At 63.2% G+C, this 15,226-nt stretch carries 15 protein-coding genes; 7 read left to right on the top strand and 8 right to left on the bottom strand.

The genetic code is table 11. The features are described 5' to 3' along the window. The first annotated feature begins 403 nt into the window (after window positions 1-403). Genes QP909_RS03130 through QP909_RS03115 form a run of 4 tightly spaced genes read left to right on the top strand, consistent with a single transcriptional unit; the run spans window position 404 to window position 3,000 of the window. Window positions 404-1,738: a DUF445 domain-containing protein gene (locus QP909_RS03130; protein WP_284766098.1), complete on the top strand. Its 1,335-nt coding sequence runs from the start codon at window positions 404-406 to the stop codon at window positions 1,736-1,738. A 19-nt stretch (window positions 1,739-1,757) separates the two neighbouring features. After that, window positions 1,758-2,195 (top strand): CGLAU_01105 family protein, encoded by a 438-nt coding sequence (locus QP909_RS03125; protein ID WP_284766097.1) that lies wholly within the window; start codon window positions 1,758-1,760, stop codon window positions 2,193-2,195. Window positions 2,196-2,200: 5 nt separating this feature from the next. Beyond that, entirely contained in the window at window positions 2,201-2,491 is a 291-nt protein-coding gene (locus QP909_RS03120; protein WP_284766096.1) for a DUF2516 family protein, read from the top strand. Further along, complete coding sequence (locus tag QP909_RS03115) at window positions 2,491-3,000, top strand: beta/alpha barrel domain-containing protein (protein ID WP_284766095.1); 510 nt, start codon at window positions 2,491-2,493, stop codon at window positions 2,998-3,000. The genes QP909_RS03120 and QP909_RS03115 overlap by 1 nt, the downstream gene beginning before the upstream one ends. On the opposite strand, the gene QP909_RS03110 is transcribed toward QP909_RS03115, so the two are convergent. The 3 genes from QP909_RS03110 to QP909_RS03100 all read right to left on the bottom strand — a co-directional run bounded on the left by QP909_RS03110 (window position 2,997) and on the right by QP909_RS03100 (window position 5,234). Then, a complete protein-coding gene (locus tag QP909_RS03110) occupies window positions 2,997-3,845 on the bottom strand; it encodes an LmeA family phospholipid-binding protein (protein WP_284766094.1) in 849 nt (282 codons plus the stop codon). The two genes, QP909_RS03115 and QP909_RS03110, sit on opposite strands and share 4 nt — an antisense overlap. 64 nt (window positions 3,846-3,909) lie before the next feature. Beyond that, complete coding sequence (locus tag QP909_RS03105; protein ID WP_284766093.1) at window positions 3,910-4,722, bottom strand: class I SAM-dependent methyltransferase; 813 nt, start codon at window positions 4,720-4,722, stop codon at window positions 3,910-3,912. 20 nt (window positions 4,723-4,742) lie between these two features. Beyond that, a complete protein-coding gene (locus tag QP909_RS03100) occupies window positions 4,743-5,234 on the bottom strand; it encodes a DUF2505 domain-containing protein (protein WP_005327201.1) in 492 nt (163 codons plus the stop codon). 24 nt (window positions 5,235-5,258) lie between these two features. Between QP909_RS03100 and QP909_RS03095 the strand changes: the two genes are divergently transcribed. Beyond that, window positions 5,259-6,365: a UDP-N-acetylmuramate dehydrogenase gene (locus QP909_RS03095; RefSeq protein ID WP_284766092.1), complete on the top strand. Its 1,107-nt coding sequence runs from the start codon at window positions 5,259-5,261 to the stop codon at window positions 6,363-6,365. Between the two features lie 136 nt (window positions 6,366-6,501). On the opposite strand, the gene QP909_RS03090 is transcribed toward QP909_RS03095, so the two are convergent. After that, entirely contained in the window at window positions 6,502-6,978 is a 477-nt protein-coding gene (locus QP909_RS03090; RefSeq protein ID WP_023020462.1) for an S-ribosylhomocysteine lyase, read from the bottom strand. 71 nt (window positions 6,979-7,049) lie between these two features. Between QP909_RS03090 and QP909_RS03085 the strand changes: the two genes are divergently transcribed. Beyond that, window positions 7,050-8,333 (top strand): YihY/virulence factor BrkB family protein, encoded by a 1,284-nt coding sequence (locus tag QP909_RS03085; RefSeq protein WP_284766091.1) that lies wholly within the window; start codon window positions 7,050-7,052, stop codon window positions 8,331-8,333. Here QP909_RS03085 and QP909_RS03080 read toward each other — a convergent pair. The 4 genes from QP909_RS03080 to QP909_RS03065 form a co-directional block, all read right to left on the bottom strand. Next, a complete protein-coding gene (locus QP909_RS03080) occupies window positions 8,330-9,868 on the bottom strand; it encodes an AMP-binding protein (RefSeq protein WP_284766090.1) in 1,539 nt (512 codons plus the stop codon). The genes QP909_RS03085 and QP909_RS03080 overlap by 4 nt on opposite strands. Window positions 9,869-9,879: 11 nt before the next feature. Continuing rightward, a complete protein-coding gene (locus QP909_RS03075; RefSeq protein WP_284766089.1) occupies window positions 9,880-11,589 on the bottom strand; it encodes a long-chain-fatty-acid--CoA ligase in 1,710 nt (569 codons plus the stop codon). A 72-nt stretch (window positions 11,590-11,661) separates the two neighbouring features. Beyond that, window positions 11,662-12,147: a methylated-DNA--[protein]-cysteine S-methyltransferase gene (locus tag QP909_RS03070; protein WP_284766088.1), complete on the bottom strand. Its 486-nt coding sequence runs from the start codon at window positions 12,145-12,147 to the stop codon at window positions 11,662-11,664. Between the two features lies 1 nt (window position 12,148). Then, window positions 12,149-13,864, bottom strand: coding sequence for a long-chain-fatty-acid--CoA ligase (locus QP909_RS03065; protein ID WP_284766087.1), 1,716 nt, complete (start codon window positions 13,862-13,864; stop codon window positions 12,149-12,151). Between the two features lie 66 nt (window positions 13,865-13,930). On the opposite strand from QP909_RS03065, the gene mshA reads away from it, so the two are divergent. Beyond that, on the top strand, window positions 13,931-15,196 hold the full coding sequence (mshA, locus tag QP909_RS03060; RefSeq protein WP_284766086.1) for a D-inositol-3-phosphate glycosyltransferase: 1,266 nt from the start codon (window positions 13,931-13,933) through the stop codon (window positions 15,194-15,196). Window positions 15,197-15,226 lie beyond the last annotated feature (30 nt).

The following is a 15,226-nucleotide window of genomic DNA, read 5'->3' as shown; positions in this document are numbered from 1 at the left end:
ATGCGCACGTACTCTTGATCAATAAATTCGCTGCGCCAGCAGAGTGTCAGCGCAGCGATGTGCAGAGACAGAGACGAGGAGGCCGAGGATTAGTCGTCCTTCAGGCCGCCGATAACCTTGTTGGCCTTATCCTTCATACCCTCGGCAGCATCGAAGAGCTTATCCTTAGCCTCGGAAGCGACCTGGTCAACCCCATTAAGACCGCCTGCTTAGATCAACGAAGTTAGTGTTTGTGCTAGTGGGTATTTATCTTCTCTAACAGAACAAAATCTGGTGCCCTTCAGTTCAGATTCTTTGTCGTCCATAAACTTAATTACTGAAGGCAGAGATCGAGTGCTTTTAAGTACGCACTAGTCTTAATGGCCGAAGCCCGAACACATCTTCACAATCCCAAGGAGAACTCATGACGCACCGCGCGGACGAAGGCCTCGAATCGGCTCCGGCAACGGCATCGTCGGGTGCTGCTCCTGTGCCGCAGGCTGGCAATCAGGAGGCGCGGCGGGCGGACCTGCGCCGGTGGAAGGCGATTGCGCTGTCGTTCCTGATTGGTGCGGCGGTGATCTTTTTGGGGTGTTCGTGGTGGCAGGCGTCGGAAAGCGGGGCTCCGGTATGGGTAGGCTACGTGCGCGCAGCGGCGGAGGCCGGCATGGTGGGCGGCTTGGCGGACTGGTTCGCGGTGACCGCGCTATTTCGCCGGCCGTTGGGGCTGCCCATCCCGCACACGGCGCTGATTCCGAATAACAAGGACCGCGTGGGCGATGCCTTGAAGGACTTCGTGGAGGAGAACTTCCTGACCGCGGATGCGCTTAGCGCCAAGGTGCGGGAGGCGGAGCTGCCGCTATGGCTGGCACGCCAGGGTGTGGAGCCCGGCAAGGCGGAGGAGGTCTCCGCGTGGATTGGCGAGCGTGCCGCCAGCGTGGTGGAGGATCTCGACCCCGAAGAAGCAGAGCAGTTCATCCGCACCCAAGTCATGGACCGCCTGGCCGAGCCTGAGTGGGGCCCGCCGCTGGGTAGGTTGCTGGAGGGCTATATTGCTGACGGCAAGGCTCGTCCGCTGGAAGACGACCTCATCGAGTGGGCGCACGGCAAGATTCTGAGCATGGAGCCCACCGTGGTCACCGCCATCGATGAACGCATGCCAGGATGGGCGCCGCGCTTTGCCCGCGAGATGGTGGGGGAGAAGGTCTATACCGAGCTCGTGGAATTCGCCGATGAAGTGCGCCGCAATGGCAACCACGAGGCCCGCCTGGCCATTCGCCGCAACCTGTCCAAGCTGGCCGCGGACCTGCAGTGGGATGCGGACATGCGCGGGCGCATCGAGGGCATCAAGCAAGAGATGCTCACCTCCGACCAAGCCCAGCAGGCACCGGCGGCCATGTGGCGCACGGTGTCCACCACGCTCATTGACCAGCTCAATGACCCAGAGTCTTTCCTGCGCCTGAAGATTACGGCGAAGGTAAAGGAGTTGGCGCACCGTCTGCTCGAGGACTCCGAATTCCTGGCCCAAGCCAATGCGCTCGTGGATAAGGCCGCGCGCTACGCCGTGGAGAAATTCGCGCCAGAAATTATCGCGATTATCCCGGAGACCATCAAGCGCTGGGATGCGGAGGAAGCCTCCCACAATATCGAGCTCATGGTGGGCAAGGACCTGCAGTTTATTCGTTTGAACGGCACTATCGTCGGTTCCCTGGCAGGATTGGTGATATTCGCGATCAACCACCTTATCTTTGGTGCTTAAACACAAGGAGTAATGAGCAATGAGCGATAATAAGAAGATTTTTGATTCCCTAAAGGATGCCGGCAGCGCCGCTTTCGACGTAGCCAAGGACTTTGGCGGACGCCTGCAAGAAGAGCGCACCCAGCACGCTCATGGCGCGCAGGCGGAGAGCCCCTATGGCAGCACTGGCAAGGACGGCCTAGTTGATAAGGCCACCGCCACCGCGAAGGAATTTGGTGCTTCCTTAAAGAAGGCCGCGGACGGCACCCGCGAGTCCGCGTCTTTCGCTGACGCCAAGGGCAAGTTCACTACCGCCTATCAAGAGACCCGCGAGGGCGTCGTAGACGCCTATAACTCCGCCCAGGCCCGCCGCGCGGAGAAGAAAAATGGCCCGCGCCCCGGCCAGAATTCGGCTCCTTCGCAGGGCGATAATATTATCGATGGCGAAGTAATCGACACCGACGACCCACAGAATTAATCTGCATGTATTTACTTTATGATCTTGTCCTGAATCTAGACAGGTACATCTTCCAAATCCTCGCCCTGACTGCCATCGTCGGCGCGGTGATTGCCGCCGCCACGCGCGAGGATGCCTTCCGTGCCGGCGACCGCCAGGGCAAGTGGGTGTGGGTTGGCCTGCTGGCGGGCTCGGCCGTAGCGATGGCCACCGGTATGCCCTTCTTGTCATGGATTGGCGCGGTCATTACCGGCGTGTACTGGTTTGATGTGCGCCCGCAGCTCAAGGCCATCATCAACGGCGATTACAGCTACTAATGCTTAACCTGCTTGCTGCCCCGGCCGCGACGGTCAAGGACTGCGCCGCCGATAACACCGTCGTGGTCTCCCCGCACCATGTTTCCATTGCCGCGGGGGCCGGCGCGACCGATATCATCTCCGTCGCCGGCTATCCCACCGGCCGCCACCACACGCTCATCAAGGCCTCTGAGGCGCGCTTGGCCATCCAATCGGGCGCCAGCGAGGTGTGGGTCAGCCTTGATGAGACCGTGACGGATGCCAATGCCGTGCTCTCCGAGCTCATCGCCATCCGCGAGGCCTGCCCCGACCCGGCCCGCTTGGGCCTCATCGTCCCAGACGCCCCGCTTGCCGACGCCGCCCTCAACGCCGCCCACCAAGCCGGCTACCAGCGCCTCATTGTGCGCAGCTCCGCGGCCGCAGCCGCGGACCGCGCGGAATCCGGCGCCGGTGAAGAAGGCATGAAAAAAGGACCGGAGTTGGCGGCTGCCACTCTTCCGGTCCTCGAATTTCCCGCAGCTTTGGTTTAGGCGGCTTCCTTCGGCGCGTCCTGCTGCGGCGCGCCATTGTTGGCCCCACCATTGCCGGTGGTGCCCTCGCCGCCGGCCAGCTTATCCACGTCGTTCATCGGAACATCAGTGCCGGTGATGGTGAGCTTGAGCTCGCCATCGAGGACCTCCACGGAATCGACGTTCATGTCCGAACCCACGAACTGATCCGACATGCCGTTTTGCAGCGCGGAGGAGATGGCTTCGGTGGCCTGATCCGGCAGCTCAAGTCCGAAGATGGAGGCTTCGGTGGCGCGAATATCGAGCTTTCCGTCGTGGGCGGTAGGCTCTAGCGAGAGGTTGGCCAGGCCGCCGGCGAACTTCACGTCCAGTACGTGGTCTTGCTCATTGGCGGTGATCTCCGTAACCACCATATTGCCTATTTTCTCGCTGCCTGCCTGCTCGGAAATGCCCTTCTGGAAGGATGCCAGCAGGTAGTCATCCGGCACGGTGGTAGAAGCGCGTAGCTTGCCGGCCACCGGATTCTCCTGGTCGGTGCTCATATCTTCCACGTGGATCTCGGAGGCAGGCTGGCCCTTGATCTCGGTGCCGTCGATTTGCAGGGTGGACGGCGTGGTCATATCCATTTGGGAAATGGAACCCTTGAACAGCCCTACGAGCAGTGGGCTGCCGCCAAAGCTGACGGAGGGATCTTCTTTGACCTGGATTCCCTCTTGCTCCGCGGCCTCGTTGAATTGCGAGGTCATCTGGTGACCGATGAACCAGCGCAGGCCGAACTCGGCCAAGAGGATGAGCACGAGGAGTGCTACGAGGATGCCAATGATGATTTTCCAGGCGAGTGAACCCGCCGATTTCTTCGAAGCCATGCGTACCAGTGTGGCGCATGAGACGGCGCGGGGCAAAGTCTGCGGTGAAGTTAGCAGGACATTTTTAACCTTGCGGCGCCACCGATTCCCAGTCCACGGTGAGCACATTATCGCGCAGGCGCCGGCGGACGGGGTGGATGTCAAAGGGGGCGTCGGCAAGCAAGGCCCTTGCCATGCGCCAGCGCACGCGCGGACCGTAGGGCGCCCACCCCGCTGCGTGGTCCCAGGCCTCGTCGGCGGCCTTGAGGAGTTCGTGGATGGGCTCGCCGGGCACGTTGCGGTGGATGAGGATTTTGGGCAGGCGCTCGGCAATATCGGAAGGGCGCGCCACATCGAACGGATCCCACGCCAGGGTGAGCGTCCGCGGACCGTGGGCATCCAGCAGCAACCAGGCCGCGCGCCGGCCGAGCTCATCGCAGGTGCCCTCCACAAAGAAGCCTCCTGGGGCAAGACGGGAGCACACCGTCTGCCAGGCCTCTTCCACCTGGTCCACATCGTACTGGCGCAGCACATTAAACGCGCGCACCAGCTGCGGACGGTAGCCGGCCAGCTCAAAACCGCCCAGCTCAAAGCGCACGCCATCGCGCGGCGGCAGCACCCGGTCCGGGTGGATCTCCAGCCCGCGCACGTCTACCCGCGGATTCGCCCGGCGCAGCCACCCTGCCCACTCCACAGTGGTCGCATGCGAGGCCCCGTAGCCCACGTCGAGCGCCAGCGGGGTATCTACATGCCGCAGCAGCGCGGAAATCTCCGGGTGCGCGAGCATCCACCTATCGCAGCGCCGCAGCCGGTTGTGGTTGGTGGTGCCGCGGGTGATAACGCCAAAAGGCCGACCCGCAGCTGCGCTAGCGCGCAGATTATGTGCGTGGTCGGCCATAAATTTCGGTTCTGTAGAACTTAGGCGTTCTCAGAGATCCACTGCTCGGTCAGCTTGCCCTCGTTATCGAAGAGCTCGGCCAGGGACTCGCCCACCTTCGGCTCGATGGCGGCGCCCATCATCGGGATATTGACGGAGATCTCGTTGACGTAGGACAGCTTGGTCATTTCGCCCTCGCCGGCCAGGGAGATATCGCCCTTGAAATCAACCGGGGTGCCCTTGACATCCGCGGTGTAGTTAACGTCAGCAGCCTCACCGTTGAGCTCGCCCACGGTAACCACGCGCTTGACCTTCAGGTCCTGGGAGACCATGGCGCGCACTGCCTCTGGCAGCAGGGTGGTCGGCAGAACCTCGAAGAGGGTGGCTACGTTATCGCTGAAGTCGTGCACCTGGCCCGCCTCAGGGGAGAGGTTGGCCACGATGTACTCCCAGTATTCCTTGGTGAGCAGCGCCTTGTGGACCTTTTCGATGGGCTGATTGATGGTTACGGTGTTTTCACTACGGGTTGACATGCCTAACAGACTACCTTGGTAGGCGTGCTTGATAAATCTTTGACGCAAAAGCTCACAGCGATCGACGGCGTAGAACTGGACCCCGCCGCCACCTTTGCGGACCTGACTACGCTGCGTGTAGGCGGAAAACCGCAGGCCGCACTGCGCTGCTCGCAGCCGGAGGCCGCCGTTGCCGTGGTGCGTGCCCTTGATCACGCCGAAGTGAAATTCATCGTCGTTGGCGGCGGCTCCAACCTCTTGGTGGCCGATGGCGCAGTGGATCTCGTCGCGGTCATCCTTGACTTTGATGAGGTCTCCATGGACACCGAAACCGGCGTGGTGCGCGCACAGGCGGGTGCCGTCTGGGATGACGTGGTAGCCCGCTCCGTGCAGCTCGGCCTGGGCGGCATAGAGTGCCTCTCCGGCATTCCCGGCACCGTGGGCGCGGTCCCCGTGCAGAATGTGGGTGCCTATGGCGCGGAAATTTCTGAGGTCCTTACCCGCGTGCGCCTCTATAACCGCCGCACCGATACCGATGAATGGGTTCCCGCCTCCGACCTGGAGCTGGCGTATCGCTATTCCAACCTGAAATTCACCGGCCGCGCCGTGGTGTTGGAGGTGGAGCTGCAGCTCGATACCGAGGGCCTTTCCCGCCCGCTGCGCTTTGGCCAGCTCACCCAGAATCCGGGCGAGCGCCGCCCCGTGGCCGAGGTCCGCGAGGAGGTCTTAAAGCTCCGCCGCGGCAAGGGTATGGTGCTCGACCCCACCGACCATGACACCTGGTCCGCCGGCTCTTTCTTTACCAACCCGGTGGTGGACTCCGCTCTTGCCGACGCCGTCCAGGCCAAGATCCGTGCCTCGCTTGGCGACGCCACCGCAGACTCCATGCCGCGCCACCCCTCTGCCGAGACCGGCCGGGAAAAGCTGTCCGCCGCCTGGCTCATTGACCGCGCCGGGTTTGCCAAGGGCTACCCGGGCTCCGGCCGGGCCACGCTCTCGACGAAGCACACGCTGGCGCTGACCAACCGCGGCGCGGCTAAGGCCGCCGATATCGTGGATCTTGCCCGCACCATCCGCGACGGCGTCCATGAGACCTTCGGCGTAGAGCTCGTGCCCGAACCCGTGTGGATCGGCCTCGCCCTCGACGAGTAGCGCGCGACTGCGCTTTCACTCCGGGCTCTAGGGCATAAAACCTACAAAGCAGCCACGATAGCGCCCTTAACCACGCGGTTTTCGGGTCTATCGTGGCTGCTTTTTCAGTTCGGCACCTACCGTGCCGGCGACTGGCTTAGGCGGCCATGACCTGGAGCCACTCATCCTTAGCGCCCAAGAATGCGCGGGCTGCCTCCTGCGCGCCCTCCAAACTGTGGTGCGCACCCCAACCGCACTGCTCTTCATTGGCGGCCGGTACCTCGGTAGCGTTAAGAATATCGTTGAGCGCGCCTTCCACCGCGCGCAGCAGCTCGTCCTGCTCCATGCCGTTGGTGATGGCGTAGAAGCCGGTGCGGCAGCCCATCGGGGCGAAGCCGATGAGCTTATCGGTGTAGTTGCGCATGAAGTTTGCCATCATGTGCTCCACCGAGTGCAGCGCCTTGGTATCCAGGTGGTCCTGGTTAGGCTGGCAGAAACGCAGGTCATACTTGATGATTTCGACGCCGCCGCCCAAATCCGTGCGGTCGGCCACGCGGATATATGGCGCGCTGACTAGGCGGTGGTCGAGTTCGAAGGACTTAACGTTGAGCTTCTTGTCATTCTGTTCAGTCATGCTTCTCCAGTGTAATCACGGCTGAGTGTCACTTCCTGAAATAGATTCTTTACCGCATACGCTGGGATAATATGAGCACTCTGGACGACGCCGCCGAGGCCCCCGGCGCCGCACGCACCCCTGGGGACTTGCCTTCTGCCGAACAGCCTGAAGGTAAGCAGCCCGCCGGCCGCCAGCCTGCCGGGGCTCCGTCGAGCGCCGCGGCCACTCCGGTGAGCGAATCCGGGTACGAGGGGGCGGATAAGGTCGTGCCCAGCACCGCGCCCACCGTGGTCAAGATTGAGGGCCATACCGAGGAAGTAGATCCCCTGGCCCGCGGTAACCGCTTACGTAAGGAAAGCTGGGGGCTGGTGGCGCGCCGCGTGTGGGCCGATTTCTTCCACGATGCCTTGATGGACCGTGCGGCCACGATGACGTACTTCACGCTCATGGCCTTTGCTCCCACGGTGCTGGCCGCCTATTCCATCGCCACGCTCATCTTCTCCTCGCGGCGTGCCGAGGTACACGAATTAACCTCGCACTTCATTGCGGACTACGTGCCCAGTTCCATGACGGAGCAGGCCGAAAAACTGGTTGGCTCCATCATTGGTTCCACGGCGCAAGGCACCTTCGCGCTGGTGGTATCCGTGCTAGTTTCGCTCTTTGCGGCCTCGGCCTATGTGCGCGCCTTCTCGCGCACGGCCAATACCGTCTATGGGCGAGTAGAGGGCCGTGGAATCATCCGCACCTGGGCATTGATGTGGGGGCTGACCATTGTTCTCGTCATCGGTGCGGTCATTGTCCTCTTTGCTAACCTGCTGCGCGATACCATCGTGAGCGGCGTTATCAATCCGCTCGCGGGCAAGCTGGAGATGCAGGGCACTGCGGACTTTTTGGGTGGGATCTTCATGCCAGTGTGGAATTGGCTGCGCTTCCCGCTCACCGTGGTGATCGTGCTGAGCTTGATCGCTATCTTGTATCACTTTTCCCCGAACGTGCGGCCGGCGCGCTTTCGGTGGATAACCCTAGGCTCCGTCGTGGCGCTGAGCACCAATGTTGTGGTGTGGGGAGCATTTGCGCTGTATACCCAGCGCTTTGCCGGAGCCAGCGTCTACGGCGCCTTCAGCCTCATTATGGCCGTATTCATGGCCGTGTGGCTATCTAATACGATGCTCATTTTGGGCATCAAAATCGATGCGGAGGTTCTGCGCGCCAAAGAACTGCAATTGGGCCTGCACGCCGCGCGGCATATTCAGGCTCCGCCGCGTTCCGACGCCGCCGCTAAAGCCCAAGCCCGCGCCCAGCACGACCTTGAGGAACGATCCGAGCGCATCTACGAACAGGCGGTGCGCCGGGAAGCGCGTGAACAAGGCTAGCCCTGGTTGAGCAGGGCGAGGAGATCGCGCTGGACATCGCGGCGGCGCAGCTTGCCCAGCTGGTCGGCGGCGAGCGTCTCCATGGCAAAGAAGCGCTGCGGGACCTTATAGCGCGCCAACAACCCGCGGCAATGGTCGCGCAAGGCAGACTCGTCGAGTTGCGCGCCGGGGGCAAGCACCACGCAAGCGGCGACATCCTCTGAACCATCGGAGCGAGGAACGCCCACGACTGCGGCCTGGGCAATATCAGGATGGGAGGTTAAGGCCTCCTCAACCTCGCCGGGATAGACATTGAAGCCACCGGTGATGATGATTTCCTTGATGCGGCCCACCAACCTGATATGGCCATCGGGCTCGCGAACGCCCATGTCCCCGGTGCGGAACCAGCCGTCATGGAAGGCGGCGGCGGTTGCGGGGGCGTCGGCAAGGTAGCCGCTAAAGACTTGCGGGCCGCGGGCGAGGATCTCGCCGGCCTCGCCATCCGGCTGGGTGCGGCTGAGGTCGTGAGGATCACCGATGCGCAGCTGCGTATCCGGAAGCGGCAGGCCGATGGTGCCGGCGCGCCGGGAGTCGTCGAGGGGATTGATAGTCAGCACGGGAGAGGTCTCCGTAAGCCCATAGCCTTCCACCAGCATGCCGCCGGTGCGCGCCTCCCACGGCTCGATGATGCGCGAGGGGAGCGAGGCCGCGCCCGAGATGGAGTAGCGTACCCCGCCGAGATCCGTAGGCGCGTCAGAAGCGGTGGTGGCTGCGGCCGAGGGAGTGGCCGCCATGGCGCGCTCGTAGATGGTGGGCACGCCCGGCATCCAGGTGGGGCGGCGGGCGGCAAGCGCCTTGGTCACCGCGTCGGTGTGTGGGGCAGGCAGCAGGATGATCTCGGCCGCGCAGCGCACCGCGAGGAGCACGCTCATCGTCAAGCCATAGGAATGGAACATCGGCAGCGCGGCCAGGAAGCGCTCGTGTCCGGAGCGCAGCGGGGCCTGGGTCTCCAGCTGCAGGCAGTTGGCCGCGAGGTTGCCGTGGGTTAAGACCACGCCCTTGGGGCGAGCGGTGGTGCCGGAGGTGTAGAGGATAAGGGCGGCGTCGGCAAGCGCGGCAGGGTGCGGTTCCACCGGGGTGCCGCTGAGGGGAAGCGGCTCGCTGAGGGAAACGGCAATGGTGGTCTCTACCTGCGCAGACACGGTGGGGGCGATGTCCTCCCAGGCAATTGCCACGCGGGCGCCATGGTGGGCGAGCAGCGGGGTGAGCTCGTGCGCGGTATAGCGCGGATTGTGCTCCACCACCACCGCGCCCAGGCGCAGGATGGCGAAGAATGCCACTACGTGCTGCGGGCAATTGGGCAGCAGGAGCGCCACGCGGTCGCCGGGGCGCACGCCCATCTCGCGTAGGGCACCGGCCGCGGCCGCCACTTGGGCGTCGAGCTCGCTATAGGTGAGCGTGTGGCCAGCGAAGTAGGTGGCGGGGCGCTGCGGAAATCTCGAGACGGCGGCCGCGAGGAAATCCGTCAAGGTAGCGCCATAATGAATATCTGCCATAGCCGCTAAGTTTAGGCCTTTGCCTCCAGCAGCTCGAGTAGGTCCTTGCGCACCTGGTGGCGGCGGATTTTGCCCAGGTGGTCGCGCGCCAGATCTTCGAAGTGGTAGAAGGTGCGCGGCACCTTATAGCGGGTCAGGCGCTCGCGGCAGAATTCCTTCAAGCCTTCTGGATCGAGCACGGCGCCATCGCGCAGGGTAACGCAGCCGACGACATCCTCGGAGCCATCCTGGCGCGGGCGGCCCACGGCGGCGACATCCACGACGTCGGGATGCTGGGCAATCGCCTCTTCCACCTCGGCGGGGTAGACGTTGAAGCCGCCGGTGATGATGATTTCTTTGATGCGGCTGACCAGCTTGATATAGCCATCCGGTTCCATGAGTGCCATATCACCGGTGCGGAACCAGCCATTGTGGAAGGTCTTTTCGGTAGCGGCGGCATTGCCAGAGTAACCCTGGAAAATCTGCGGGCCGCGCGCGAGCATCTCGCCCGGTTGGCCATCGGGCTGGGTCTCATCCAGGTTCTCAGGGTTGGCGATGCGCACCTCCGTATCCGGGAAGGGCACGCCTACATAGCCGGGGCGGTGCTTGCCGTTCATGGGATTGGCCGTAAGCACCGGGGAAGTCTCCGTCATGCCGAAGCCCTCCACCAGCCGGCCGCCGGTCATGGTCTCCCAGCGCTCCACAATCTCTACGGGTAGTGTGGCGGCGCCGGAGAAAGCATTGCGGATGCCGCTTAAGTCGACGTCCTTTTCTTCCGCCGCGTCCATGATCTTCTGATACAACGTGGGCACGCCCGGCAGCCAAGTAGGCGTGCGCTTCTTCACGATGTCCATAATCAGCGGCATCTGCGGGGAGGGGACCAGGATGAGCTCGGCGCCAAGGTAGATGCTGAAGATACACAGCGTGGTCATGCCGTAGGCGTGGAAGATGGGCAGTGCTGCGAGGAAGCGCTCTTGTTGCTTGCCCATCTGTGGCACCCAGGCCTTGCCCTGAATGGCATTGGCAATGAGGTTGCCATGCGAAAGTAGGGCACCCTTGGGCTTTCCGGTGGTGCCGGAGGTATAGAGGATGAGCGCGATATCGTCCTGGGAGATCTCAGGGATATCGAGGTCCGAGCCATCGCCGCCAATGGCCGCGCCGATGAGGGTGGACCATTCCACGGTATTGGGTGCGGGGCTGGTGAGCTGCTCGCGCTTGGCGGCCAGCGGTGGGAGGGGCAGGCGCAGCGCGAGGCGCTTGAGTGGTGGCATGGCATCGACCATATTGACGGAGACGATGGTCTCCAGCGGGGTGGTCGAGCGTAGCTTTTCCAGAGTGGAGGCGGTTTTATCCCAGGAGATGACCACGCGCGCCCCATGGTCATTGAGCAGCCCTTCCAGCTCCGGGGCGGTATAGAGCGGGTTGTGTTCGACCACGGTGGCGCCAAGTAATTGCACCGCGTAGAAGGCCGCGACGTGCTGGGGGCAGTTAGGCAGCACGATGGCCACCTTGTCGCCGGGGCGAATACCAAAAGCCTTGAGACCAGCCGCAGCGGCGCGCACTTGGGTATCGAGCTCCGCGTAGGTCTGTGTCTTTCCGAAGAAGTAGGTGGCGGATTTATTGGCATTGACCCGTAGGTTATTGCGGTAGTAGTCGACGATGGTTTTATCGCCGTAGTCCAGCGTGTGTGGGGTCCAATCGCTGTAGTGCTCGAGCCAGGCTCGGGAGGTGGAAGCGGACACGCGGAAAACCTTTCGTTTGGCTACAAAAACTATTTCTGAGGGGATAGCATATCCCAAATATGAGGAATCCCTCTAGTTTTCTTCCAGTGTCAGCAAAAAACGTTTGGCTTCCAGACCACCCGCATAGCCGCCGAGACCGCCATCGCTGCGCAGCACACGGTGGCATGGCCGCACGATGAGCAGGGGATTGGCGCCGCACGCACTGCCCACGGCCCGCGTCGCGCCGGGCCGGCCCAGCAGCTTGGCGACGTCGCGGTAGCTGACCGTCTCCCCATAGCCAATCTCGGCCAGCCGCGCATGCACCGCGGCGCGAAAGTCGGTCGTCGCAGGCGGGTCGAGGGGCAACTCGAAGGAACGGCGCTGGCCGGCGAAATACTCCGCGAGCTGTGCCTGGGCAGCGTCGAGCACGTCCGCGCTGCGCTTATCGACGCCCCCTTCTTCCACACCGCCCACCGCTTCCTGTGGAGTGCTGGCCGCGGTGAATTCGATGCGGGAAAGCCCCCGCGGGCTCGCCTGCAAGCGCAGGGGTCCGAGGGGGCTATCGATGAGGCGGAACATGTTAATTCTGTTCGGCCTCGAGGCGGCGGATGAGGTCTGCCTGGACCTCGCGGCGACGGATCTTGCCCATCTGGTCCTTGGCCAGCTCCTCAAAATGGTAGAAGGTGCGCGGGACCTTGTAGCGGGTCAGGCGCTCGCGGCAGTAGTCCTTGAGTCCCTCCGGATCCAGGGCGGCGCCATCGGCGAGGTCGAGGCAGGCCACGACGTCCTCGGAGCCGTCCTCGCGCGGGCGGCCGACCACGGCGACGTCATCGATGCTCGGGTGCTCGCGCAGGATTTCTTCCACCTCGCCCGGATACACGTTGAAGCCGCCGGTGATGATGATTTCCTTGATGCGGCTGACCAGGCGGATAAAACCGTCTTCTTCCATGACGCCCATGTCACCGGTGCGGAACCACTCGCCGTGGAAGGCGGCCTCGGTGGCCTCTTCATTGTTGAGGTAGCCCTTGAAGATCTGCGGGCCGCGGGCCAGAACCTCGCCTTCGACGCCGTCCGGCTGGGTCTCGTCCAGGTTATCCGGGTTGGCAATGCGCACCTGGGTATCCGGGAACGGAATGCCCACGTAGCCTGGGCGGCGGTCGGTGCTCATGGGGTTGCCCACGATAATCGGCGAGCACTCGGTGAGGCCGTAGCCCTCCACCAAGAGGCCGCCGGTGTAGTTCTCCCACTTGTTGACCGTGTCCGAAGGCAGGGTAGACGCGCCGGAGAAGGCCGCGCGCACACCCTTGATGGGGATTTCCTGATCCTCGGCGGCCTTCACGATGCGCTCGTAGAGCGTTGGCACGCCCGGTACCCAGGTCGGGGTGTGCTTCTTCATCAACTGCATGATGAGCGACATATCTGGCTTGGGCAGGATGACTAGCTCGCCGCCGATGAACTGCGCCAAGGTCACGTTCATGGTCAGGCCATAAGCGTGGAAGAAGGGGAGGGCTGCCAGCATGCGCTCCGGCTTATCGCCCAAACCTGGTACCCACGCCTTGCCCTGCATCAGGTTAGAAAACAGGTTGCCGTGCGAGAGCATGGCGCCCTTCGGGGCGCCGGTGGTGCCAGAGGTGTACATAATCAGCGCGATGGTGTCCTTGTCCACGTCCTCCGGCGTGGTGATATCGCTGCCGTCGCCGCCGATGGCGTTGCCCACCAAGGTCTCCCACGGCACGGTATTAGGTGCCGGGGACGAGAGCTGCTCGCGCTTGGACTTCAGCGGCGGGATGGGCAGGCGCAGGGCGGCGCGCTGCAGGGTGGGCATGGCGTTGATCATGTTGATGGACACGACCGTTTCCAGGTTGGTGGTTGCGCGCAGCTTCTCCAAGGTCGGGGCTGCCTTATCCCAGGCAATGGCAATGCGCGCGCCGTGATCCTGGAAGAGCCCCTCCAGCTCGTGGGCGGTGTAGAGCGGGTTGTGCAGCACCACCTGGGCGCCCAGCTTCAAGATGGCGTAGAATGCCGCGATGTACTGCGGCGAGTTTGGTGCCACGATGGCTACGCGGTCACCGGGGCGCACACCGAAGGCCTTCAAGCCAGCGGCGGCAGCGCGAACCTGCCGGTCCAGCTCCGCATACGTTTGGGTGCGCCCGAAGAAGTAGGTGGCCGGTTTATCGGCGTTGACCTCAAGATTGTTGTCGTAGATGTCCAACAACGTGGTGTCGCCGTACTCGAGGTGGTGCGGTGTCCATTCCGGGTAATACTGGAGCCAAGCCTGTGATTCGTATGCGGACAAAACTTTACCTTTCGGTGGCGTAGGTTTCTGGCAGGGGCCAGTATAGCGCCGGTAGAATTGAGCGCCATGCGCATCGCCATGATCTCTATGCATACCTCGCCGATTGAACAGCCCGGCTCGGGGGACGCCGGCGGTATGAACGTCTACGTCCTCAATAGTGCGCGCCAACTGGCTCGCCGGGGGATCGAGGTGGACGTCTATACGCGCGCCACTCGGCCTAGCCAGGGCGAAATCATTGCGGTCGAGCCCGGCCTGCGCGTTATCAATATTGTCGCTGGCCCATACGAGGGCCTAGACAAGGAGGACCTGCCCACCCAGTTGGCCGCCTTCGCGGGCGGCATGGTGCAATTTGCCAAGTGGCAGGGCAAGAAATATGACCTCATTCACTCGCACTACTGGCTCTCCGGCCAGGTGGGCTGGCTACTGCGGGATCTCTGGGGCATACCGCTCATCCACACGGCCCATACCCTGGCCGCGGTAAAAAACGCTTCTCGGACGGCGGATGACACCCTGGAGTCCGAGGCCCGCCGCATTTGCGAGCAGCAATTGGTGGATAACGCGGACCTGCTCGTGGTCAATACCGAGCAAGAGGCCCGCGACTTGGCCGAGCACTACGACGCCGAGTGCGACATCATTCGCGTGGTCTCGCCCGGCGCCGACGTCGAGCTATTTACCCCAGGCACGGACCGCAATACCGAGCGCTCCCGCCGCGAGCTGGGCATTCCACTGCACACCAAGGTGGTGGCCTTTGTGGGGCGCCTGCAAAAATTCAAGGGCCCAGAGGTCCTCATTCGTGCCACGGCCGAGCTCTTCCGCCGCGAACCGACCCGCAACCTGCGCGTGGTCATTTGTGGTGGACCATCGGGAGCCAATACGGCGCCGGAGGCCTATAGGGAATTGGCGCGCGAGTTGGGCGTCGATAAGCGCGTGCGCTTTTTGGGTGCCCGCCCGCCAGAGGAGCTGGTGGGGGTCTACCGCGCGGCCGATATTGTGGCGGTGCCTAGCTATAACGAGTCCTTCGGACTGGTGTCGCTGGAAGCTCAGGCTTCTGGCACGCCGGTGGTAGCCGCGGCCGTCGGCGGGTTGCCCATCGCCGTGGCCGAAGGGGAGACCGGCCTGCTGGTGCACTCGCACGACCCATCCGACTGGGCCGATGCTCTAGCCCGCCTGCTTGACGACGACCCCATGCGCATCGCCATGGGCGAAGCCGCCGTCGCCCACGCTGCGCGCTTTAGCTGGGCCAGCTCCGCCGCCGCGCTCGCAGAAATTTATGACGAGGCCAGCCGCATCGAGGTCCCGGATTGCCATCAACGGCGGGCGATTGGGGATTAAACCCTGACGCCGGTAATAATTTCGTGGCAT

The organism is Corynebacterium sp. MSK195 (genome assembly GCF_030228885.1).
Lineage (GTDB): Bacteria > Actinomycetota > Actinomycetes > Mycobacteriales > Mycobacteriaceae > Corynebacterium.
Note: the sequence above shows the minus strand (reverse complement) of the source record. Positions and strands in the feature narration are given on the sequence as shown.